Below are 21,266 nucleotides of genomic sequence, written 5' to 3' on the forward strand. Positions count from 1 at the left end.
AGGACCACAAAAAGGCCCCCCAGCAAGCTGCTGGGGGGCCTTTTTGTGCAACAGGGTTTAGCTCTGCATCAGGAAACCCTTGATGTACTCGTCTAGGTCGCCATCCAGCACGTTTTGCACGTCGGTGCGCTCGATGCCGGTGCGCAGGTCTTTGATGAGCTTGTAGGGGTGTAGCACGTAGTTACGGATCTGCGAGCCAAAGTCGATGCGCTTCTTGCCAGCTTCCACCTTGTCGCGCTCGGTGTTGCGCTTGTCGATTTCAATCTGGTAGAGCCTTGACTTGAGCATACGCAGGGCGTGCTCCTTATTCATGAGCTGGCTGCGCTCAATCTGGCATTCGATGATAATGCCGGAAGGCGCGTGCTTAAGCCGAACTGCGGTTTCGACTTTGTTTACATTTTGCCCCCCGGCACCGCCAGCCCGATACGTATCCCAGGTGATGTCGGCCGGATTGATCTGAATGTTGATGGTGTCATCAACAACGGGATAGGCAAATACCGACGCGAACGACGTGTGACGCCGGCCGCTGGAGTCGAAAGGGGACATGCGCACTAGACGATGCACGCCAATCTCGCTTTTGAGGTAGCCGTAGGCAAAGTCGCCGCTGATTTCTATGGAGGCCGACTTGATGCCGCCACCTTCGCCGGGTTGGTAGCTCACCTGTCGCACCTCAAAATCGTGCTTCTCGCCCCACATGATGTACATACGCATGAGCATCTCAGCCCAGTCCTGGCTTTCGGTGCCGCCAGCGCCGGGATTGATGTCGATGATGGCAGAGAGCTGGTCTTCCTCATCGGAAAGCATCCGCTTGAATTCGAGCTCCTCTACGGCTTTTTGGGCCTTGTCGAATTCGCGCTGCATCTCCTGCTCGGTGGCCTCGCCCTCGCGGTAGAAGTCGAACAAGACTTCGGTGTCGGCTACGGAGTGGGCTACGGCTTCGTAGTCATCGGTCCAGACTTTGATCGACTTGATGTCTTTGAGAATGGCTTCGGCCTTCTTGGAGTCATCCCAGAAATCGGGGGCCGTTGTTTGCTCCTCAGCGGCTTCTATTTGGGCTTTGCGGTTATCGTAGTCAAAGATACCTCCTCAGGGCCTCAGCGCGGCCCTTCAATTCCTTAACCTGATCTTGGGTCATGTGGGAATAGAAAAATGGATATTAAGTAGGAAAGCGGCAAAGGTCCGCAAAATAAAGCGGTCAGCCTTGTAGTAGACTGACCGCTTTAAGAATAAGCTGTAACTAACTGACCAGCGGGTTATACGCTCACCATCCAGCCGTGCGTATCGGCGGACCGGCCGTTGCGAATGGCATCCAAGGCCTGAGAGACTCTCTTGGAAATGGAGTCAGGGCCGCTGGGGGGCAAATCGTAGTCCTGATCGCGGTAGCCGATGGTGGCAATAGGGGCAATGGTAGCGGCCGTGCCTACTCCAAATGCCTCCTGTAAGGTGCCGGCAGCCTGAGCCTTCAAAATCTCATCAATTGAAATCTTACGCTCCTCTATTTGTAAGCCCCAATCGCGGGCTATTTGCAGCACACTCTTGCGCGTAATGCCATCCAGAATAGAAGTGCTGAGGGCGGGAGTAATAATGCGTCCGTTAATGACGAACATCACGTTCATCGTACCCGACTCCTCTACGTAGCGATGCTCCGAGGCATCAGTCCACAGCAACTGATGGTAGCCTTCGAGGTTAGCCTTTTTGGTAGGGAACATGGAAGCGCCATAGTTGCCGGCCGCTTTGGCATAGCCCGCGCCACCCTCAGCCGAGCGAACGAATTTCTCTTCAAACCGAACCCGCAATGGCTTATTATAATACAAGCCAACGGGGCAGGTGAATATCATAAAGCGGTAAGAGTTAGAGGGCCGAACACCCACGAAGCCATCGGTGGCAAACATGAACGGGCGGATGTACAGCGCACTGCCCGGCCCGTCGGGAATCCAAGCGGAGTCAAGACGAACGAGCTGCGTAAGGCCCTGCATGAATAGCTCCTCGGGAAGCGTGGGCATGCACATGCGCTCGGCCGAGGCATTCAAGCGGTGAAAGTTGTCGAGGGGGCGAAACAGGGCTACTTCGCCGTCGGCGTTTTTGTACGCTTTCATGCCCTCGAAGATAGCCTGACCATAGTGCAGAGCTGAGTTGGCAGGGCTGACCGCCATGTCACCGTAGGGAACAATTTGGGGCTCCTGCCACTCGCCATCGTGGTAGTCTACCGCGAACATATGATCGGAGAAAATCTTGCCGAACTCGAGCGTGCTGGCGTCGAGTTGCGATAGGCGAGAAGCTGTGGTACGCTGGGTCCGAATGGTCAAGGTATCAAGCATAGGGTGGATGATGGAAAGGGTGGGTGGGTAAGTATCAAACGGCAGACTGGGGTGGGCAGTTGCCGCCGCTTGGGGTACAAAGATAAGCCGCTAAAGGCCGACGCTGGCGGGAGGGGCGCTTTGGGGCAGAAGCGAGCTTTAATAAATCAAGATACAAAAATTGTCCCCCAGGTACGATGAATAGTTTACAACCGCGCCTTCCAGGTTACTTCTTCAGCACCAAGGTCTTGTGCCATCTGACGGCTTAGTACAAACAGGTAGTCCGACAGCCGATTCAGGTAAATAATGACCAGCTCGGCCACAAAGGATTCTTCGCTCAGGTGAATGGCCAATCGCTCGGCGCGCCGGCACACGCAGCGCGCGACATGAGCATACGACACCGCTACGTGGCCACCCGGCAGGATGAAAGCATGCAGCTCGGAAAGCTGCTCGTTCATGCGGTCCATCTCACTTTCCAGCAACAGCACGTCTTCCTCGTGCAGGTCCGGAATCTTCATCTTCGATTTTTCCGGGTCAGAAGCCAGGGAAGCGCCGATGGTGAAGAGGCGGTCCTGAATTTCCTTGAGCAAGTCGCGGCGGGGGGCATTTATTTCCTGGTCCCGGACCAAGCCGATATAGGAATTAAGCTCATCCACGGTGCCGTAGCTTTCAATGCGCAGGCTGGCCTTAGAGACGCGAGTGCCGCCGATAAGAGAGGTAAGTCCTTTATCGCCGGTTTTGGTATAGATTTTCATGGGAAATTAAATGGCTGAACTGTTAAACTGTTAAATGGCTAATTGTTCTAGTAGCTCGTTGAACGACCAGCCATTTAACCATTCAGCCATCTAGCCATTCACCAGGTGGTGCGTGGCAATGTCGGTGTTTACCGTGTCCGACTCTACCAATCCATCGCGCAGGCGCACGATGCGGTGGGCATAGCGGGCAATGTCTTCTTCGTGAGTCACCATGATAATGGTATGCCCTTTGGCGTAGAGCGCCTCGAACAGGTCCATGATTTCGTGGCTGGTTTTGGTGTCTAGGTTGCCGGTAGGTTCGTCGGCCAGCAGAATGCTGGGGTTATTCACCAAAGCACGGGCAATAGCCACCCGTTGCCGCTGACCACCCGACAGCTCATTAGGGCGGTGCTTGGCACGAGTGTCGAGACCTACGCTACGCAGCGAGTCCATCGCCTTTTCTTCCCGGTCGCGCTTATTATAGCCAGCGTAGATAAGCGGCAGGGCTACGTTGTCCAGGGAACTGGCGCGGGGCAACAGGTTAAAGGTTTGAAAGACGAAGCCGATTTCCTTGTTGCGCACCTCCGCCAGCTGATTATCTGACATCCGGCTTACGTCCTGACCATTCAGAACATAGCTGCCATCTGTAGGCGTATCTAGGCAGCCGACAATGTTCATCAGCGTCGATTTGCCCGAGCCCGAAGGACCCATAAAGGCTACGTACTCACCGCGCTGAATACTGATCGTGACGGACCGCAGCGCGTGAATACGCTCAGCGCCCATCTGATAAATTTTGGAGATGCCAGTGGTTTCAATGACAGGAGGTTGCATGAGCAGCGAGCCGGGTTAGTTCCAGGGAGCAAGAGCAGCGGCCTGCGCGGCGCGTTGCGCTTCATATTGACTACGAAAGGTAGCATATTCCGCCGGGGCGAGCAATGTGCGCAATTTATCCAACGGCTCCTCCGCGTAAGGCGCTAATCCCGCCCGTACAGCCGCTATTACATAAGCCTTTAACAACGGAACTGATTCAGGATTATAGTCCAATCCTTTGAGCAGGACATCGTACGCTTTGGCATAGTCGCGCTGGCGGACATGGAAATCAGCTGCTGCCAGTACGCCCTCAGTCAGGTAGGGAGCTTCCCTTATAAGTTTGGCATAAAGGCGCGCAGCATCAACGGGCTTATCGGCGAGCGTAGCCTGAAAATAAAGTCTGTGCGGCTGATGCTGGGGGGCAAAATAGCTTGTGCTTACCAGTTGGCGAAGATTTGTAGTCTGCTGGGTTTGCACATACAGCTTTCCTCGCAGCGCGTTCCATTGGGAGGATGCAGCGCTTTTAGTGGCCGGTGAAGGCGCATAGCGTTGTAAAGCGGCGCGTACCCCTTCCAGATTTCCTGCGGCTAAAACGCGCGGCAATTGAGCTAGCAAAGCTGCCTGCCGAGCTGTGGGCGTTTCTATAGCTTCAGCCGCCGTGAGCAGAGCCATAGGATTGGCGTCGGCCGCTCCCACAACTACTATGTACTGGGCCTTTATTGAATCAGGTGCCGACGGAAACTGCGTGGTGAAGTCCAGCGTAAGAAGATTGCGTAACCGTTGACCTTGCCGAGCTAATGTGGGGTTTGGGTCTTGGGCAGCCACGGCAGCCTGGATCTGAGCTGAATCAGGCTGGCCTGCCAAGGCAAAGGCATAGGCGCGGGGCAAGGCGACTTCCGCGAATCCGTTGCGGGCAGCTTCCGCGAAATAGGCAGCTGCCGTGGCGTACAGACCTTGGTCGAGCAGCCACATTGCCCGCACCTGCTGGTAATAGGCCGCACTGGGCGAGGTACCAATAACCAGTGGAAGCAGCGTTGCCTGCGCGGCCACCGGCCGGCCCCCGTAGTATTGGGTTAAAGCGCGTAGAAACGTCAGCTGCTCAACATAAGCCTCATTGTCGGGGTGGCTAATTGCTTGATTTAATAGAGGTAGGAGCGTAGTGTCATGGGCGGCTAACCGGCGCAGGCCGGTGTGGTAAAGGCGGCCAAACTCGGCGGCACTAAGGCCATTGGTTGAGTCAGCAAGTGTACTGGTTCCAGTAGCTGTATTGTCGCCGGTGAGTTGGGCTAAAAGCAGCGCATTGCTTTGTAAAGCCATATCATCAGTCTGGGGGGCATTCTCTCGCAGCAACTCCTGAGCCGCCTTTAATTCCTGGTTCTGCACCAAAAAAGCCAGCTGGTTGGCCCTCACGATGGTATTATCAGGCGACAGCGTAGTGGCCCGTTGCTGATAAAAAAGGACGGAGTCGGTGAGGGCGGAGCGGGAGTACAGTTGAGCCAGGTCGTTGGCCAGCCGCGCACTCCGGGGGGCATTTTTAATGCCTTCCTGCAAGGTCTTCTGACGGTCGAAGAAGTCGGAAGGCTCATCGAATAAAGCGGCCAACCGTAGGGGTATTTTTTCGGAAGGCGCGCGACTTAAGGCTCTACGCAGGGCGTTGATTTCGTTCTGCCGCTGATTGCGAAAGCGGTAAAGAGCCGCCCGACCCATGCTGGCGCGATGGTTAAAGCGGTCGTACACGTCGCTCTCGGCGTAATAGCGCTCTGCTAGCAGGGCCAGACCATCGTTCGTAGGATCTTCCTCACTTTGCAGGCGGCTCAAGTCACCAAGGTTGTTGTAGAAACCTGCCCGTACCTGGTTGAGCACGAAGAAGTTATTGCGCATAGACACAATCCCCAATGCCCCAATCCCGATAACATAAACGGTATAAAATGGCAGCCGCCGCGGCTCATACACCACGCGGTACACGCGCAGCCGCTGCCGCATGAGCGGCGCGAAATTGAGTAAAATGTACAGCAAAAAAGCCCCCCCGCAGGTCAGCAGGGCCAATGCCGTAAAGTCACGGCCGGCGGTGATAAGCGGATCATTCGCCGTAGCCAGCGCGTAGCCCAGGCTGCCCGCCGCCAGCGCCACCAGTACCAGATAAATGTGCGCCGCGCCCGGCCAGTAGCCAACCCAGGAGCCATAGGTAGCCGCCCGCCGCCGTAGTCCCAGCCAGCCCACCAGCACGGCCGGCAACAGCAGCAAGTAGGGATCCAGACGGACGTTAGGCAGAATCAGAACTTCGCCGTCGTTCAGGTAATACAACAGCAACGTGCCTAGGTAAAGCCCGCTTGCCAGCACAAATGGCAGCAGGCCAAACCGGCTACCCGGATTTTCAGCCTGGGTATTCAACCACAATAGCCCATGAATATTCTCGAAGGCTACCCACAGCACCAACAGGGCAAAAGCCACCGCGCCGCTTATGGTGGCGTAACTGGTTAAGTGAAGGGCTGTAAAAGCAGGAGAGAAGTTGCTTTGCGATAGGAGAATAACGTTCAGCGCGCTCACCACTACCGCGAACGTGAGCAGCCGCTGCCCCAGGGTAGCCGTGGGCCAGAAAGCGTGAAAAGCAAAGGCCGGCAGCCCCAGCAGCGCCAATGCCAGAACCAGAAAATACTGCTGCAACGAGTCGAACACGCCGAGCAGGTCGGCATTGAGCGACATCAGCAGGAAGATAACCAGCGCCATGCCCACCACGAAGGCAGGGCGAGCCAGCGTGCTTACCAGGGCCAGAAAATACACCAGACAAACCGCCAGCAACCCTAGCCAGGCCATAGCGGCTTCGGGCTGCACATAAGGCCCAGCCACATCATACGTTTGCGTGACCAGGTAGCCGTTGAGGCGCACGGCCAGCTCATCGAGACCAATCTTAAGTGGTGTGAGCGTGGTGGGGATGGGCGTGAGCTGCGGCACCGTAACTACGGGCAGGGTCCGCTCGGAGCCGGTGAAGGAATGAAACAAGGCCAGCCCGACGGCCAGCAACGCCACAAAACCTAGAATAAGCAGGGCAACACGCCGGCGCGGAGCAGGCGGCAAAGCAGGGGTAGGCACCAACGGTTATTCCAGCACTTTCGGAACGCGGAAGTAATCCGAGTCTTTGCGCGGCGCGTTGCGCAGACCATCCTGATGGTTAATAGTGTTCTGGGCTTCGTCGGGGCGCAACACGTTGATTTCCTGGGATAAATGTACCAGCGGCTCTACGTCGGTGGTGTCAAGCTCACGCAGCTCAGCTACCCAATCCAGGATTTTATTCAGGTCGCCGAGCATTTCCTGCTCCTTGGTGGCGTCGAACTCGAGGCGGGCCAGATGGGCAAGTTGGCGCAGGGTGGCAAGGTCAGTACTCACGGTATCAATGAGGAATTAGGAATGAAGAATCAGGAATTGGGCAGGCTAAGCCCGGCGTTGCCGTTGGTTAGCGTCTCGTTGGCGTTTGCCCCTGAGCTGGAAAGCTGCTGGGGGGCCTTTATGGTGACTTCTGATTTGCTGGCGCGCAAAAATGGCCGGGGTGAAGGCTCGGGCAGGCCAGCAGCATCGGGGTGAAACTCGCTGGCAATAATAGCGAATGCGCGCTGCTTAAGCGCTTCCACGTCATTCATTGTCAGGTGTTGGGTCGGAATAGGGTCGTGGAGTACGATGCGCAGCGGAGAGTAGCGCACGCGCAACGCGCCGTCAAGATCGGGCAGAAAGCGGTGATTGAGTGGCATCGAGACGGGCACGATGGGCACGCCGGCGGAAATAGCGAGCTGAAACGCGCCATCCTTGAAAGGCACCATCTCTTCACCGGGCTTCTTGGAAATGGTGCCCTCCGGGAAAATAATGATGGAGCGGCCCTGCGCCAGTCCGGCCCGTGCCTGCACGATGGCCCGGCCCCGGCTCATGGCGCTTTCGCGGTTTACGGTAATGTACACGCGCCCAAATAATGGCCCCCAGAACGGCACCTTCGCCAAATCACTTTTGCCCATGATGTTCAGAAAGCCGGGAATGGCTTTGAATAACATTGGAATATCAATGTAGGAACTGTGGTTGGCCACGTACACGCACGGCTGGCCGGGGGGCAATTGGTTTTTGCGCACCACCTCCACAGGCATGCCCCACATTCGAATCGAGATGATAGACCAACTCCGATTAAACGTGTGTAGGTGCCGATACCAGGCCGGCCGCCGCCCCAGTACCCACTGCGCCGGATACGTGACTACGAAGGGCATCACAAACCAGAAGGTGCTCCAGGTAGTATACAGCCGATGTCCGAGAAAACGCAGCAAGTCACGCATAACACAAATTTAGGAGATAGGAGTTAGAAGCCCGGAAGTAAGCCTCTTTTTGGAATATCAAGAATAAGCGCACTCCATTTTTGCCCCCCGCAAGATATAAAACGAACCAGGCGGCTATTTTCCAGTGGGCTGGTTGCAAGCGAAAATAGCCTATTTAGAATGTAACCCCAAGGCGGTGCTGTTAGCTCCTTGCTTCTTCCGGCTGCTTTCTACTGGCCAGTACTTTTTCTGCTTTGAGCAAGCCAGCCACACTGATGGCATCGGTAATGCGGTCATCCATTACCATGCGGATGGCTTCGGCTAGTGGCAGCTTCCACACGCGGAGGTCCTCGGTTTCTTCGGGCTCCACATCACCCTGTTCTAGGTCTTCGGCCAGAAAAATGAAGCCCTCTTCGTCCGTAACGGAGTTGGAGGTGTGAATGCGGGAAATGGTAGTCCAGCGTCGGGCAAGCAGGCCCGTCTCCTCCCGGAGCTCTCGCTGGGCCGATTCCAGCACATCCAGCTCAATTGGCCCCCCGCCCATCGGTATTTCCCAAGAGTATTCATTCAGCGTGTAGCGGTACTGGCCCACCAGCCACGTATTGCCATCCGTATCTAGGGGTACAATGCCGATGGCCTTGTTTTTCATGCTCACTACTCCGTAGATACCGGGTCCGCCCGCCGGGTTCAGTACTTGGTCTTCGCGCACCGAAATCCACGGGTTCTGGTATTTGAGGTCGGTGCTGAGTACCCGCCAGGGGTTATGATTCGGATTGAAGTCGGAGAGTGCGGAATGGGACATAGGGTAGAGCTGCGGCAAAAAGGTAAGAAGCACAAAGGTAAGGCGCGGGCCGAAGAGCGACCAAGCGAGGCGTCCATCGGGGGAATTAGCAAGTTGGGCGAGTAGTAGTCTGAGTTGGTCCAAAATATTTCGGTTAATTGGCTGATGGATAATACTTTTGCATCAATAGTATAAGTACCCGCGGGGGGAGGTTGTGGAAAGGAAGAATCTTTCCGTGGGGTGCCGATCAGGCCTAGGAGTAGGGTGAATCAATATAGACCATCGGCGCACAAAAAAAGGCTGTTGCACTATGCAATGGCCTTTTTTGTTTGGGGGGGCAAAATGTGCGCGTGGCCGTAATCGTATACCAACCCAGGGCGGCGAGTGCGCGTACCAAGAACTAGCCGCCCGCACACATTCCGGGCTGCCCCCGATATTCCTATGGCTAATCAACCCAAAAAGCAACCAAATCAACCCCAGCCCGGCGACCCGCTTTTCAACCTTAAGCACGCCCAGGCTGAAGCCGAACTGGCCCAGAAAACCGGCGGCCTCGGCCCTCTTACCAACGAGTATATTACCACTGAAGAGGATGAAGCCCTGGACGAAGGTCCCCGCGACAGCCAGGGTTTCCGGCGCGGCGAAAATGAGGCTCCCGTAATCGGCAGCAACGCCGGCGACCACAAATAAGCCGCTCCGCCCTTTGGCAGTAGCATAGTTTATTACTTAAAATTACTTAAAAAGGCTTTCCCCACGGCGCTACTGGCCGCAGGGAAAGCCTTTTCTGTGGGCATTGATGCCGTAAGCAGCGCTGGCTGCTTACTTTCGCGGCTACTATGCTCCTGATTTCCCACACGCACGAGCCGCTCGAAGCGGGCCTTGACGAAGCTGGCCGGGGCTGTCTGGCCGGGCCGGTGTTCGCGGCGGCCGTTATTTTGCCCCCCAGCTTCACCTCAGCCTTCCTCAACGACTCCAAGCAGATGACGGCCCGTCGCCGTGAGCTGGTGAGGACCGAAATATGCGCGGGCGCGGTGGCATGGGCCGTGGCCGAAGCCTCACCGGCCGAAATTGCCAGTATCAATATCGCCCAGGCCAGCTGTCTGGCCATGCATCGGGCAGTGGCGGCGCTTACCGTGGTGCCTACGCATCTGATCGTGGATGGCAACCGATTTCAGCCTTATTCGGGTATCGAGCATACGTGTTTTGTAGCGGGCGATGCGCACTACGCCAGTATAGCGGCTGCGTCAGTGCTGGCCAAAACGTTTCGGGACGAGCGAATGCGGACCTTGGCGGCGGAATTTCCCGACTATGGCTGGGAACAGAACGCAGGCTACCCCACCAAAAGCCACCGCGCCGCCATTCGGGCGTACGGCCCCACGGAGCATCACCGGCTGGGCTTTCGGCTATTGTAAGGGTGAAGTTTCGAAAAGCCAGGATGCAGCTTTAGTATGTGCTACATCGCCCCTCACAATTTCACCCTTTCATCTGTAGTAAATCCAGAAAGAGGCTGAACCCATCGACCGTGGTGGCGCCTTCTCCGAATTTGTCAAAGCTTAGGGGCTTAACGATGTAGCCGCTCACGGCCAGTTCGGTGGCTTTGAGGCGGTCGGCTTCGAGGTCGGAGGTGGTCATGATAAATACGTTCAACCCCACGAACTCGGGGTCGGAGCGCAGGGCTTCGAGCAACTCCAGGCCATTCATGCGGGGCATGTTGATGTCGAGCATTACCACGTTGGGCTTGGCTATCTTGACTTGCCCATTTTCGCCACGCAGCAGATTCAGCGCCTCGCGGCCGTTGCGGGCCAGGTGAAGCGGCACGTCAATGTTGTGCTTGCGCAACTCGCGTTGCACGTTCATAACATCCATCTGATCATCTTCGACGAGCAGAATACTAGGGGTAGTAGTGGTTTCGAGCGACATAGAATACAGAAACTAAAGCGATAAAACAGACTCGTTTCTGGCTCCCTATACGACCGGGGGGCAAATTAGGCTGTCCGAATGCCGGTTTCGATAGCACGGCTCGCTTCGGCCACAGCCAGTTTGGGCCAGGTAAACGTGAAAATTGCCCCCTGGCCTTCAGCTGATTCTACCTGGATAGTGCCACCCTGGCGTTCTACTATCTTCTTCACGATGGCCAGCCCTACGCCGGTGCTTTCAAGCGTATCGCGGTCAGTAAGGGTCTGAAAAATCACGAATATCCGCTCGTGGTATTCCGGGTCAATGCCCGGTCCATCGTCGGCAATGGAGAAAGTGTACTGCTGGCGGTCTTCGCGGCAGCTGATACGCACGGTGCCCGTATCGGGGTGGTCGTGGTATTTGAAGGCATTGCTGATCAGATTGGTGAATACCTGCTGGAGCTGCACCCGATTGGTAATAAGGGTAGGCAGATAACTTGGCAGATCAACTTTGAAACCAGCGGGCGGTGCCAGCGAATCAATAATTTCGGTCAGGAACTCCCGTACGTTTACCCGCTCCTGAGCCTGAGCCGTACGTCCTACGCGGGCCAGCTCCAGAATGCCGCTGATCAGGTTTTCCATGCGGTGCACGCGGGTCCGCATCAGCTGCAGGAACTCCCGGATGTGGTCGGGTAGCTCCTGGCCCAGGTCTTCCTCAATCCAGCGGGAGGCGCTTTCAATGCCGCGCAAAGGCGCTTTCAAATCGTGCGAGACCACGTAGGCGAACTGGTCCAGCTCATTGTTGCGCCGCTCCAATTGTGTAATGGTCGAGCCAATGGTGCGGGCCATCATATTCAGGGACGTCACCAGCTCGCTCAGCTCATCCTGGTCCGTATCCTTCAGCTGGGTTTGATAATCGCCCCCCGCTACCCGCCGCGACAGGTCCAGCATCATGGCAATGCGTTGGGCCAGCAGGCGGGTGATATACGTGGCCCACACAATGCCCATGGTGATAGCAATGATGGTGAGCGAGATAGACAGCATCCGGGTCTGCTGAATGCTATCGGTGAGCTTGTCGCGCCGCTCAAGGCGGGCCGCCAGCTCATCTGCTTCAAACCCATCAAATAAAGCCCGAATCTGGTCCATGAGCATCTTGCCCGTCAATCCTTCCGCCAGCAGTTTATGCTCCAGCCCTTCGAGGGCCACCTGATAGGGGTTGCGGCGCAGGGCTTCGCGCTTCTCACTGATCATCAGATGCGAGTAGGATGCCCACTGTTGAAACAAGTGCTGGGCGCGCTCTAAGCGGCCGCGCTGGGGGCTATCGGGGGGCATTTGCTGGCGCAGATTCACGAAGCGGCCCAAGAGGTTACGCTCCCCTATATGGTAAGGCTCCAGCATGGCTTCGTTGCCCACGAGCATATAGCCCCGGAAGCCCGTCTCCATGTCAATGATATTGCGAAGCAGCGTGGTAGCTTCTTCCGTCCGCAGCTGCGATTCTTCCACCCGCAACGAGTTGCGCAGCACTTTGCGCGACAGCTGGTAATTGATGATAACCACCGCCGCGAACAGCACTGAAATGGCCAGAAAGCCGGCGAAGAGTTTAGTAGAAAGCTTGAGCTTCATGCGAGGCGGTAATAAAAGAAATTACCGGCCCAGGCTTGGGCTTTCGGTGCGCAGCCTCTGCTCCATTGTGCGTAGCAGGCGCGTAATTTCGTCGACGTATACTTGTACGGAGGCCAGGCCAGCAATGGCTTGCTCCACATTACCGGCCTGGTGCAAATCGAGTAGACGGTTGGCTTCCTGATGAATTTGCTGATGCACTTTGTCCAGTTCGCGGCTTTCGGGCAGATGGGCATAGGCTGCTAGGGCCCGCTCCCGAATCCAGACGCCGAGCGCGCACAACTGCGCATCCCGGATGGGCGCTTCGGCAATGCCACTACCGTAAAGGGCCGAGCGGAGTTTCGATTTGAACAGCAGGTGCCGTACCTGCGCCATTTCAAAGTCCTGTTTTAAATCTTCGTGCATAAAAACTTCGCCCTTAAAGCGCCAAAAGGCCCAAAGGGCGGATGCAGACTCTCCGTGTGGATGCGCCTCGACCAACGAGAAAACCAGGCTCATTGTTCACGGGTTTGGCCCCCTACGTATGATAACTCAAAGGTAGCAGGTATGGTTAAGTAGCCTAGCCGATGGAATTGGCTAGTTTTGCCCCCCAGAACCCACCCTTGTACCTCACTCCTTTACCGATGGCCGAAGACCTCAAAACCGTTACTCTCAACGACGTACACCAGCAGCTGGGGGCCAAAATGGTGCCCTTCGCGGGCTATAATATGCCCGTGCGCTACTCTTCCGACCTCGACGAGCACCACACGGTGCGTCGGGCCGTCGGTATTTTCGATGTATCCCACATGGGTGAATTCCGAGTGCGCGGCCCCCAGGCGCTCGACCTGATTCAGCGCGTCACCAGCAACGACGCCAGCAAGCTCGTGGACGGCAAGGCCCAATATGCCTGCCTACCGAATACTGAAGGTGGCATCGTGGACGATTTGCTGGTGTATCGCCTGGCCGAAAACGATTATCTGCTGGTCGTAAATGCCTCCAACATCGAGAAGGACTGGAACTGGATCAGCCAGCACAACACGGAAGGCGTGGAGATGGAAAACATCTCTGACCAGATCAGTCTGTTTGCCGTGCAGGGCCCGAAAGCCGCTGCCGCGCTGCAACCCTTGACCGATGTGGACCTGGGGGGCATTCCGTACTACTCTTTCGTGCAGGGCACGTTTGCCGGTGCTCCCAACGTCATTATTTCCGCCACTGGCTACACCGGCGCGGGCGGCTTCGAGCTGTATGTGCCGAATGAAAGTGCCCGCGCGGTGTGGGACAAAATCATGGCGACCGGCCAGGAGTTTGGCCTGAAGCCCATTGGTCTGGGTGCCCGCGACACGCTTCGCCTCGAAATGGGCTACTGCCTCTACGGCAACGACATCGACGACGCCACCTCGCCCCTGGAAGCTGGCCTAGGTTGGGTAACGAAGTTTACCAAAGACTTCACCAACGCCGACAACCTCAAAAAGCAGAAGGAGCAGGGCGTGAGCCGTAAGCTCGTTGGCTTTCTGATGGACAGCGGCGGCATCCCACGCAGCCACTACGAGCTGGTAGACGAGGCCGGAACCAAAATCGGAGAAGTTACTTCGGGTACGCAGTCGCCATCGTTGGGTAAAGGAGTTGGCTTAGGCTATGTAAAAACGGAGTTCAGCACACCCGGCAGTAAGGTGTTCGTGCAAGTGCGCGGCAAAAACCTGCCCGCTACGGTCGTGAAGCTGCCGTTTGTAAAGGGCACGGAGGAGTAAAAAGGGTACCGTTAGAACGTCATGCAGAGCGGAGCGAAGCATCTCGCGTGCAGCCGTTGGGTTAGTAATCCGACGACCACACGCGAGATGCTCCGCTCCGCTCTGCATGACGCTTTTTCAAATAGACTACTATAAAAATGCCTGCCCTCGACGTTTGTTTTTCCCCCGAGCTGCTAACACTATATGATCTGCGCGGCAAGGTGGCTGTGGTGGTGGATATTCTGCGCGCTACGTCCTCCATGGTGACGGCGCTGGCCGCGGGCATTACGCATATCATTCCGGTGGCGGAGCTGGCCGAATGCCGCGCATTTGCCCCCCAGGGCTACCTCACCGCCGCCGAGCGCGACGGCGTGCAGGCCGAAGGCGTCGATCTGGGCAATTCGCCTTTCGGCTACCTCGATGGCAAAGTGTCCGTTAAGGGCCGGGCCCTGGCCATCACCACTACCAACGGCACCCGCGCCATTCACCTGTCTCTCTCTGCCGATAGCGTCGTGCTGGGGGGCTTTTTGAACCTAGAAGCCGTGGCCAATTTTTTGCGCCAGCAGCAGAAAGACGTGCTGGTCGTGTGCGCGGGCTGGAAAGGCCAGTTTAATCTGGAAGATACCCTGTACGGCGGCGCTCTGGCCGAGCGCCTGGCCGCCGACTTCGACACGGCTAGTAGCGACGCCACACTGGCCGCTCTGCATCTGTGGCAGTACGCCAAAGACGACCTGGCAGGCTACCTCCTGCAATCAGCGCATGTGCGGCGCCTGAACAGCCTTGAGGTGAATAAGGATATGGAATTCTGCCTCCAATTGGATGAATACAACCTCGTGCCCATCTGGCAGGATGGCCGAATCGTGGCGCTGTGATCGTGGCACAGTCTACTTCAGCTTCTCATTGTCGTGGTGGCGGGTGGCGTCGCGCGTGGTTTTCTTCTCCAGATTCTTCGCCAGCGCTTCGGTCAGATTTACACCGGTTTGATTAGCCAGGCAAATCACCACAAACAGCACGTCGGCCAGCTCATCGGCCAGCACTCTGTCCTTGTCGGATTCTTTAAAAGACTGCTCGCCGTACTGGCGCGCGATAATGCGGGCTACCTCGCCCACTTCCTCCGTGAGCATGGCCATATTGGTCAGCTCGTTAAAATACCGCACACCGGTAGTCTGAATCCAGGTGTCGACGGTTTGTTGAGCTTCTTCGATGGTCATAAGGGGAAATAAAAAGTTGAGTTGATGTTAGCTCGGCGGCGAATCAAGCACGAGCGTTACCGGGCCGTCGTTGAGCAAGCTTACCTGCATATCCGCCCCAAACTCGCCGGTGGGCACGGATTTGCCGAGCAGTCCTTCTACTTGCTGCACAAACTGCTGATACAGCGCGACGGCCACGGGCGGCGGGGCGGCACCGATGTAGCTGGGGCGGTTGCCTTTGCGGGCATCGGCGAGCAACGTGAACTGACTCACGACCAGAATTTGCCCCCCGACATCCTGCACACTACGATTCATTTTGCCTTCCTCATCGGAGAAAATGCGGAGCTGCACCAGCTTGCGCGCCATCCAATCCAGCGACCGGGCATCATCGTGGGGGGCAAATCCGGCCAGCACCAGCAGCCCCGGTCCGATTTCTCCTACCGTCCGGCCTTCTACTACCACGCGGGCCTCCCGCACCCGCTGAACTACTACGCGCATTGTTGAGCTTGAACAAAGTGTGTGGCGTGGTCCTACGACTCCTTCTGTCGTAGGACCACTATCGTTGAACGACTCATTCAATCTAGGCTCGAACGTCAGCAACGATAATGGTACTACGAATTCCGCGGAGCGGTTCGTAGTACCACCGCAAGTAAAGCCTTAATCTTGCCTTCTCAAATGAAAGGGCCTGATCTGGGTCGCTCATCGTTAACGGTTAGGTGCCCCTTGAATCAGCGTTTGTTGCTCCTGTTTCTGGCTTTACTGGTGGTTGCGGCCGTGCGGCTGTACGGACTGGCAGGCGCCGCCCTGCCCGATTATGATTCGGTGTATAACTGGCAAATCGTGCGGGAAGTAGCCGCGGGCGACCTAACGCACTTGTTTCACCAGGGTGCCCCGCTGTTTTATCTGATTATCGCCCCTTTGGTATGGCTGGGGGGCAATTTTCACTTTCTACAACACGCCAACGCCTTATTGTCGGTGGTGGCAGTGGGCAGCCTGGCAACGTTCGTCGGGCGTGAAGCTCGTCTTTCCGCGTGGCAAACGGCTGGGTTAGCCCTGTTCATCGGTACCTCGGTATTCCTGACCTTCTCCGGCCGCGACTTCACCATGAATTCCGGTAATCTGCTGGTGTTTGCCGGTCTGCTACGGGCTTATTATCATCGCCTACAGGTGCCCAGCCGCCAAACCCTGCTGCGGGCAGCCGTCTGGCTCATGCTGGGAATCGGCTTTAATTACCGCTTTTTATTCACTGTTCCGATTCTGGTCGCTTTCGAGCTGCTGGCCGCCGATGACCTGTTGCTTCGGCGCGGTAACGCCTGGCGAGTCATAGCAATCTTAGTCGCGCCTTTTGTGGTGCTGGGCTTGGTGAGCTTAGTAGCAGGGTTGCCTTTGCAGCGCCAATGGCTGGCCGTGTATTATGGCCTGATCATGCGCGGCGAGCCCAACTTGGCCGGTAACGTCGGCATCTTCCACCTCGACCTACTCTACTACTTCTACTTTCTGCGCGACTTTGAGTCGCCGCTGGTGCTGCTGACGTTGCTGGTGGCACCAGTGCTGTGGCGGCGGGAGCTGTTTCAGCGGCAACAGCTGCCTAACCTAGCGCGCTACCTGGCCGTGTGGGGCTACTGTTTTTTGGCGGGCATGTCGCTGCTTATAAAAGCCCCCCGCGGGCTGCTGCTGGCGTATGGCGTCTTTTACGCGCTGACCTTTCTGAGTCTGCGCCGCCTGGTTTCTGGTAAAGTCCTGGGCGTGCTGGTGCTGCTGGCAGTTGGGTTCAACGTGTACCGCATTGAGCGCGAAGTGTATTCGTATGCGCCCACTAATTATCCGAAGGTGGCAGAATGGCTGCGGAATCAACGAGTTGCTAAGCTGCTCAGCACGATAGGGCAAGGGGCAGCACCTTTCGTCGCGTCAATGCCAGTAGTTGTCATTACCGATGAAAAGCAACTACCTGCCCTGCGTCAGCAAAGCTACCGCTATGTCCTGCTTGATGCCTACTGGCGCGTAGCCGGCGTTCAGCGGTTTGAGGCATTGCGTCGCCAACCGGCGGTAGCTGCCTGGCCCGAGTTACAGCTCACCTCACCTCTACTTTTTCTGGAACACTCAGAGTATACCGGCCTGACGTATCACCAGACCCTAGCCCGCCAGCAAGCCGCCGCCCGCGACTCTTTGCAGCTGCGGTTAATCCGGCTCGAGTAAGTGGATATATTTATAAGACCGTCATGCGGCGCAGCGCGCAGCATGACGGTTAAGAAGAGATAACATTACGATCCCCCAAATAGCTCTACCGCCGAATCTTCAAGCTATCGAGCGTGCGTTGATAGCGGCGGGCATTGCGGCGGTGTTCGGCGTAGGTGGCAGCAAAATCGGAGTAGCCGCTAAAGTCGGGGCGGGCACAGAAGAAAAGGTAGTCGTGGGCGGCGGGCTTGAGCACCGCGTTCAGGCTCTGCCGATTAGCCGAGGTAATGGGGCCGGGGGGCAACCCTTTGTGCTTGTACGTATTATAAGGCGAATCCACGAATTTATCTTTGTTGAGCACGCGCCGTACCCCGAAGTTGCCAATGGCCCACAGTAGCGTCGGGTCAGCCTGCAGGCGCATGCCCTGGCGCAGCCGGTTAAGGTACACGCCGGCAATAATGGGCTTATCCTCCGGCTTAGCCGTTTCACGCTGCACAATGCTGGCCAGCACATGCACCTGCGCTGGCGAGAGCTTTAAAGAATCGGCCCGCTGGCGGCGCTCCGGTGTCCAAAAGCGACGATGAACCGCAGCTGCTGAATCGAGAAATTGCTCAGCAGAAGTGTTCCACAGGAATCGATAAGGACCAGGCAAAAATATGGTCAGCACCGTAGTGGTGTCGAGCTGGTAGCGGCGGCGTAAAAAACTGTCGTCCTGCAACAAAGCGCGCAGCGTAGTTGAGTTGGCTTCTAGCTGGGGGGTAATTTGACCTACCAGCTGCGGCTTGTATTTGAAGGCGTTCAGCTCAAAAGCAACCGTATCCTGCTCGCCGTTCATCAGCTTATCGAGCAAGGCATCATTGCCCAAGCCGGCCTCCAACCGATACCGGCCCGGCCGCACCTGCCTCGCATACTCCCGGTGTTCTGCCAGCCAAACAAAGGTTTCCGGCTCCTGTAGCAACTCCTGCCGCCGAATAGAGTCGAGCACCGCCTGAAACGAAGAACCCGTATGGATATACAAATATGCGGGCCCAAAAGGCGAAACGGCCACGTTGGGTTTCCACCGTACGCGCCAGGCCGCATACAGCCCCGTGCCTGCCAAGACGAAGACGACGGCCAGAAAAATGCCCCCCAGCCAGCGCCAGCGCCGATTTGGGGAGTGAGAAGAAGCTACTTTATTCAAACCTGATTCGTATCAACAAATGCGTATTAACGTGGGCGCCTATCCAGGCTTTTCTGCTCTCGCAACGAGGCGCTGCCACACAAAAGTATACTCATCGGGGGGCTCTACCCGAATTTGAAAAGCTTCTACGGCGGCGGGTGGCGCTTCGGCGAAGGCTTGGCGTACGGCCGCGGCTGCCTCATCCACGCAACCCGCTTTTTCCAGCCAGTCATTCAGCGACATGGGCGTAGTGCCACCCGCTAAAGTCATTGCCTGTACCGTTAGCCCCGCGTCAGTTAGCGCTTGCCGCCACTCACTCGGGGCAAGGTTGCGGGCGTGCGAGGGGTCGCGGAAAGTTTCCACGCGGTTTTGCCACTGGCCTGTTGTTGGATCATCATCAGGAATAGTAGTGTCAGCCAGCAAAAAACGCCCCCCAGGAAGCAGTACTCGATTCACTTCAACCAGGAAAGCCGGTACCGACTGAAAATGATGGGGCGCAATCCGACACGTAACCACGGAAAAACTAGCATCTGGAAAAGGTATTGTCTCTGCGGCGCCCTCCTGCCAGCGCACATTCGTAAGGCCGCGTGCAACCTGATTCCGCTGCGCCTGCGCCAGCATTCCCGGCGATACATCCAGCCCCACCACCGACTGGACGTGGGGGGCAAATGCAAGCGCGGTAAAGCCCGTACCGGTGGCCACATCTAAGACCGTATCCCTGGAATGGCACGCTGCCTGTGCCAGCAGCCATTCCAGGGAAGAGGCCGTCCAGGAGTTCCACTGCGCATTATAGTGCGGCGCTTGGCGGTCAAATTGTTCTTTGGCGGAGCTGGGGGGCATTTTTGGGTAGGGGGGCTTTGCACGCGCCCGTTGTTGTTTAGGTGTTTTACGTGTAGTGATGGTTTAGGTATGCCGCCCCGGAGCATCGTTCGACGACGGGCGCGTACCACGCGCCCCTACCCGCCATGCACCAGTGTGGCTACCGCTTCGGCCAGTTGCTGCCGCCGCTGCTGGCGCTCAATTTCTAGGGGTGGGGCCGAGCGCACCTCACAGTCAGGAATGGAGCACCGCTCACAGGTTTCATTCACGATGCGCAGCGGAATAGCCGGGTCGCCGATAAAACGAACTTTGCGCTTCAGGTTCTCGTCGCAGAGCAGCCCAACCGTTACGCTCACGGCCGGCTCCGTGGCGGTCGAGGCGCGGGCCAGCGTCAGGCAGATATACTCGTTATCGGTGCCGTAATAGCGGGAGCGTTGGGCGCCAATGGCCACCGTGGGCGCGCCCGGCTTCGCTTGCAGGCGCAGCTCGGCCAGCAGGCGCAGCGAAATCCAGCGCCGGCAATAGTGCTCATGCAGCTCGTTGCCGTGCGGGTTGTGCAGGCGCGAAAGGTGCAGTTCCTTTGTCAGCTCGTAAGGTGCCGTAGCGTTTGCCTGATCGAAGCGCAGGAAAAACAGGCTTTGGAGGCCAAAATGCCGGGGCAGCAGATTAGTCAGGCGCTGCATGAACATTTCCGGCGACACATTATACTTGGTCAGCAAGCTCAGCCATTGGCTTTCATCCCATTTGGTGGCGTCAAACAGCTTTTGCAAATCCCGCACCAGGGCTTCTTCCTCCATCAGCAGCGCCCCGGCGAAGTAAGAGGCCTTAAAATTATTGAGTACCTCATCGAAAGAGCGCACTGGGAAACTGGCATTCACATACGGCCGCTCGCGCAGGTTGAGATAGTGAAACGCTACCTCCCGTCCAAGTACGAAAGCCTCCTGCGCACTGCTCAAGCCGGGCCGCAGCAACAGCCGGCGGGTTTTGGGCTGGAACACCGACCGTAACCGTCCCAACGAAGCATATTCATCTAACAGGCTGCGGTCCAGTGAGTATCCATACTTATCAGTCAGTACGCGCTCCAGCTGGCGCGTGTCGAAGGGCGCGGCGGCGTTTAGCTTTTGCTCTACCGTGAAGGTGCGTACATCCTGCTCCAACTCCTCAAAATAGTTGTCGTGCATTTCCTGGTAGGAGCGCAGAGCCGCCAGAAAAAAATGCTCCTGCCGCATCTCGTAGTTGCGGCCAATCTCAAACAAGGTGCTGATAAAGGCATTCATTTTGGCCGGCGCATCCGCAATCAGCTCCACGATGCGCATTGGGTCCAGCCCAAACATCTCCAGCGGAAACTCCTTGAGCAAGTCCGACTGGAGCAGCTCCGAAATGGGCTCCAGCTTACGGCTCAGCGTAAGCGATGTAAGCTGATCGTAGCTCACGCCTAGTACCTTACTCAGACTCAGTATTTTATCCGCCTTCGGATATTTCTTGCCTTTCTCAATCTCATTGAGGTACGAGACCGATACATCGCAGGCGCGGGCCATCTCGGCGGGAGTCAGCCCTCGCTCTTGCCGCAACTCACGAAGCTTCAACCCAAAAATCAATCGTACTATCTGACCGTGACTAAGCATATTAATATAGATGCGACGGGACGCCTTGTTCCTTCCGTCTTGATACTTAGTGTTGAAAGGTTGACAAATCTACGCTTTGTGAGCGATTATTAAATATTAGCGAATATTCGCTTGTTTAATAAAATTCGCTTAGTTATGTTTGGTGCATAGTGTATTCAACCCGCCAAAC

At 56.7% G+C, this 21,266-nt stretch carries 21 protein-coding genes; 5 read left to right on the forward strand and 16 right to left on the reverse strand.

All coding sequences use genetic code 11. From position 1 onward, the window contains the following. Nucleotides 1-57 precede the first annotated feature (57 nt). The 8 genes from prfB to B9A24_RS13105 all read right to left on the reverse strand — a co-directional run bounded on the left by prfB (nucleotide 58) and on the right by B9A24_RS13105 (nucleotide 8,932). Nucleotides 58-1,135, reverse strand: a protein-coding gene (prfB, locus tag B9A24_RS13070) for a peptide chain release factor 2 (RefSeq protein WP_200813922.1) whose coding sequence is annotated in 2 segments (ribosomal slippage) — nucleotides 58-1,083 and nucleotides 1,085-1,135 — 1,077 coding nt in all. Because the reading frame shifts where the segments join, the coding sequence is not laid out codon by codon here. A gap of 118 nt (nucleotides 1,136-1,253) precedes the next feature. Continuing rightward, nucleotides 1,254-2,318 (reverse strand): branched-chain amino acid aminotransferase, encoded by a 1,065-nt coding sequence (locus tag B9A24_RS13075; RefSeq protein WP_084446465.1) that lies wholly within the window; start codon nucleotides 2,316-2,318, stop codon nucleotides 1,254-1,256. Nucleotides 2,319-2,503: 185 nt separating this feature from the next. Next, nucleotides 2,504-3,052: a cob(I)yrinic acid a,c-diamide adenosyltransferase gene (locus B9A24_RS13080; RefSeq protein WP_084446466.1), complete on the reverse strand. Its 549-nt coding sequence runs from the start codon at nucleotides 3,050-3,052 to the stop codon at nucleotides 2,504-2,506. 90 nt (nucleotides 3,053-3,142) lie between these two features. After that, nucleotides 3,143-3,862, reverse strand: coding sequence for an ABC transporter ATP-binding protein (locus tag B9A24_RS13085; RefSeq protein WP_084446467.1), 720 nt, complete (start codon nucleotides 3,860-3,862; stop codon nucleotides 3,143-3,145). A gap of 15 nt (nucleotides 3,863-3,877) precedes the next feature. Further along, complete coding sequence (locus B9A24_RS13090; protein ID WP_084446468.1) at nucleotides 3,878-6,934, reverse strand: tetratricopeptide repeat protein; 3,057 nt, start codon at nucleotides 6,932-6,934, stop codon at nucleotides 3,878-3,880. Nucleotides 6,935-6,937: 3 nt separating this feature from the next. Continuing rightward, entirely contained in the window at nucleotides 6,938-7,225 is a 288-nt protein-coding gene (gene gatC / locus B9A24_RS13095; protein ID WP_084446469.1) for an Asp-tRNA(Asn)/Glu-tRNA(Gln) amidotransferase subunit GatC, read from the reverse strand. Between the two features lie 29 nt (nucleotides 7,226-7,254). Then, nucleotides 7,255-8,151, reverse strand: a complete 897-nt coding sequence (locus tag B9A24_RS13100; RefSeq protein ID WP_234997250.1) for a lysophospholipid acyltransferase family protein — start codon at nucleotides 8,149-8,151, stop codon at nucleotides 7,255-7,257. A 181-nt stretch (nucleotides 8,152-8,332) separates the two neighbouring features. Beyond that, the gene (locus B9A24_RS13105; protein ID WP_084446470.1) at nucleotides 8,333-8,932 is read right to left on the reverse strand and encodes an NUDIX domain-containing protein; all 600 of its coding nucleotides are present in this window, start codon (nucleotides 8,930-8,932) and stop codon (nucleotides 8,333-8,335) included. A gap of 420 nt (nucleotides 8,933-9,352) precedes the next feature. Between B9A24_RS13105 and B9A24_RS13110 the strand changes: the two genes are divergently transcribed. Together B9A24_RS13110 and B9A24_RS13115 are read left to right on the forward strand one after the other, a co-directional pair. Further along, nucleotides 9,353-9,598: a hypothetical protein gene (locus B9A24_RS13110; protein WP_084446471.1), complete on the forward strand. Its 246-nt coding sequence runs from the start codon at nucleotides 9,353-9,355 to the stop codon at nucleotides 9,596-9,598. Nucleotides 9,599-9,744: 146 nt separating this feature from the next. After that, nucleotides 9,745-10,320 (forward strand): ribonuclease HII, encoded by a 576-nt coding sequence (locus tag B9A24_RS13115; RefSeq protein ID WP_084446472.1) that lies wholly within the window; start codon nucleotides 9,745-9,747, stop codon nucleotides 10,318-10,320. A gap of 61 nt (nucleotides 10,321-10,381) precedes the next feature. Here B9A24_RS13115 and B9A24_RS13120 read toward each other — a convergent pair whose 3' ends face one another. The 3 genes from B9A24_RS13120 to B9A24_RS13130 all read right to left on the reverse strand — a co-directional run bounded on the left by B9A24_RS13120 (nucleotide 10,382) and on the right by B9A24_RS13130 (nucleotide 12,828). Continuing rightward, entirely contained in the window at nucleotides 10,382-10,828 is a 447-nt protein-coding gene (locus B9A24_RS13120; protein ID WP_084446473.1) for a response regulator, read from the reverse strand. A gap of 65 nt (nucleotides 10,829-10,893) precedes the next feature. After that, a complete protein-coding gene (locus B9A24_RS13125) occupies nucleotides 10,894-12,426 on the reverse strand; it encodes a sensor histidine kinase (RefSeq protein WP_084446474.1) in 1,533 nt (510 codons plus the stop codon). A 21-nt stretch (nucleotides 12,427-12,447) separates the two neighbouring features. After that, nucleotides 12,448-12,828 (reverse strand): CZB domain-containing protein, encoded by a 381-nt coding sequence (locus tag B9A24_RS13130; protein WP_159452044.1) that lies wholly within the window; start codon nucleotides 12,826-12,828, stop codon nucleotides 12,448-12,450. Nucleotides 12,829-13,046: 218 nt separating this feature from the next. Between B9A24_RS13130 and gcvT the strand changes: the two genes are divergently transcribed. Both gcvT and B9A24_RS13140 read left to right on the forward strand, forming a co-directional pair. Beyond that, nucleotides 13,047-14,150: a glycine cleavage system aminomethyltransferase GcvT gene (gene gcvT / locus B9A24_RS13135; protein ID WP_084446476.1), complete on the forward strand. Its 1,104-nt coding sequence runs from the start codon at nucleotides 13,047-13,049 to the stop codon at nucleotides 14,148-14,150. A 137-nt stretch (nucleotides 14,151-14,287) separates the two neighbouring features. Next, a complete protein-coding gene (locus B9A24_RS13140; protein WP_084446477.1) occupies nucleotides 14,288-15,001 on the forward strand; it encodes a 2-phosphosulfolactate phosphatase in 714 nt (237 codons plus the stop codon). 12 nt (nucleotides 15,002-15,013) lie between these two features. Here the strand turns inward: B9A24_RS13140 and B9A24_RS13145 are convergent, their stop codons facing one another. Both B9A24_RS13145 and dtd read right to left on the reverse strand, forming a co-directional pair. Further along, nucleotides 15,014-15,340, reverse strand: a complete 327-nt coding sequence (locus tag B9A24_RS13145) for a nucleotide pyrophosphohydrolase (protein ID WP_084446478.1) — start codon at nucleotides 15,338-15,340, stop codon at nucleotides 15,014-15,016. 27 nt (nucleotides 15,341-15,367) lie between these two features. Then, nucleotides 15,368-15,817, reverse strand: a complete 450-nt coding sequence (dtd, locus tag B9A24_RS13150) for a D-aminoacyl-tRNA deacylase (protein WP_084446479.1) — start codon at nucleotides 15,815-15,817, stop codon at nucleotides 15,368-15,370. Nucleotides 15,818-16,042: 225 nt separating this feature from the next. On the opposite strand from dtd, the gene B9A24_RS13155 reads away from it, so the two are divergent. Beyond that, nucleotides 16,043-17,515: a hypothetical protein gene (locus tag B9A24_RS13155; RefSeq protein ID WP_084446480.1), complete on the forward strand. Its 1,473-nt coding sequence runs from the start codon at nucleotides 16,043-16,045 to the stop codon at nucleotides 17,513-17,515. 85 nt (nucleotides 17,516-17,600) lie between these two features. On the opposite strand, the gene mltG is transcribed toward B9A24_RS13155, so the two are convergent. The 3 genes from mltG to B9A24_RS13170 all read right to left on the reverse strand — a co-directional run bounded on the left by mltG (nucleotide 17,601) and on the right by B9A24_RS13170 (nucleotide 21,097). Further along, a complete protein-coding gene (gene mltG, locus B9A24_RS13160; protein WP_084446481.1) occupies nucleotides 17,601-18,674 on the reverse strand; it encodes an endolytic transglycosylase MltG in 1,074 nt (357 codons plus the stop codon). A 39-nt stretch (nucleotides 18,675-18,713) separates the two neighbouring features. After that, entirely contained in the window at nucleotides 18,714-19,493 is a 780-nt protein-coding gene (locus tag B9A24_RS13165) for a class I SAM-dependent methyltransferase (RefSeq protein WP_084446482.1), read from the reverse strand. A gap of 116 nt (nucleotides 19,494-19,609) precedes the next feature. Continuing rightward, complete coding sequence (locus B9A24_RS13170) at nucleotides 19,610-21,097, reverse strand: helix-turn-helix domain-containing protein (RefSeq protein ID WP_084446483.1); 1,488 nt, start codon at nucleotides 21,095-21,097, stop codon at nucleotides 19,610-19,612. Nucleotides 21,098-21,266 lie beyond the last annotated feature (169 nt).

Source organism: Hymenobacter roseosalivarius DSM 11622 (assembly GCF_900176135.1).
GTDB lineage: Bacteria > Bacteroidota > Bacteroidia > Cytophagales > Hymenobacteraceae > Hymenobacter > Hymenobacter roseosalivarius.

Excerpts from the sequence above, each read along its gene's own strand:
- B9A24_RS13100 (WP_234997250.1), bottom strand. The coding sequence starts at position 8,151 with ATGCGTGACTTGCTGCGTTTTCTCGGACATCGGCTGTATACTACCTGG.
- B9A24_RS13165 (WP_084446482.1), bottom strand. The coding sequence starts at position 19,493 with ATGCCCCCCAGCTCCGCCAAAGAACAATTTGACCGCCAAGCGCCGCAC.
- B9A24_RS13080 (WP_084446466.1), bottom strand. The coding sequence starts at position 3,052 with ATGAAAATCTATACCAAAACCGGCGATAAAGGACTTACCTCTCTTATC.
- B9A24_RS13110 (WP_084446471.1), top strand. The coding sequence starts at position 9,353 with ATGGCTAATCAACCCAAAAAGCAACCAAATCAACCCCAGCCCGGCGAC.
- B9A24_RS13140 (WP_084446477.1), top strand. The coding sequence starts at position 14,288 with ATGCCTGCCCTCGACGTTTGTTTTTCCCCCGAGCTGCTAACACTATAT.
- B9A24_RS13170 (WP_084446483.1), bottom strand. The coding sequence starts at position 21,097 with ATGCTTAGTCACGGTCAGATAGTACGATTGATTTTTGGGTTGAAGCTT.
- B9A24_RS13130 (WP_159452044.1), bottom strand. The coding sequence starts at position 12,828 with ATGCACGAAGATTTAAAACAGGACTTTGAAATGGCGCAGGTACGGCAC.
- B9A24_RS13125 (WP_084446474.1), bottom strand. The coding sequence starts at position 12,426 with ATGAAGCTCAAGCTTTCTACTAAACTCTTCGCCGGCTTTCTGGCCATT.
- gcvT (WP_084446476.1), top strand. The coding sequence starts at position 13,047 with ATGGCCGAAGACCTCAAAACCGTTACTCTCAACGACGTACACCAGCAG.
- B9A24_RS13120 (WP_084446473.1), bottom strand. The coding sequence starts at position 10,828 with ATGTCGCTCGAAACCACTACTACCCCTAGTATTCTGCTCGTCGAAGAT.
- dtd (WP_084446479.1), bottom strand. The coding sequence starts at position 15,817 with ATGCGCGTAGTAGTTCAGCGGGTGCGGGAGGCCCGCGTGGTAGTAGAA.
- B9A24_RS13115 (WP_084446472.1), top strand. The coding sequence starts at position 9,745 with ATGCTCCTGATTTCCCACACGCACGAGCCGCTCGAAGCGGGCCTTGAC.
- B9A24_RS13145 (WP_084446478.1), bottom strand. The coding sequence starts at position 15,340 with ATGACCATCGAAGAAGCTCAACAAACCGTCGACACCTGGATTCAGACT.
- B9A24_RS13075 (WP_084446465.1), bottom strand. The coding sequence starts at position 2,318 with ATGCTTGATACCTTGACCATTCGGACCCAGCGTACCACAGCTTCTCGC.
- B9A24_RS13105 (WP_084446470.1), bottom strand. The coding sequence starts at position 8,932 with ATGTCCCATTCCGCACTCTCCGACTTCAATCCGAATCATAACCCCTGG.
- B9A24_RS13085 (WP_084446467.1), bottom strand. The coding sequence starts at position 3,862 with ATGCAACCTCCTGTCATTGAAACCACTGGCATCTCCAAAATTTATCAG.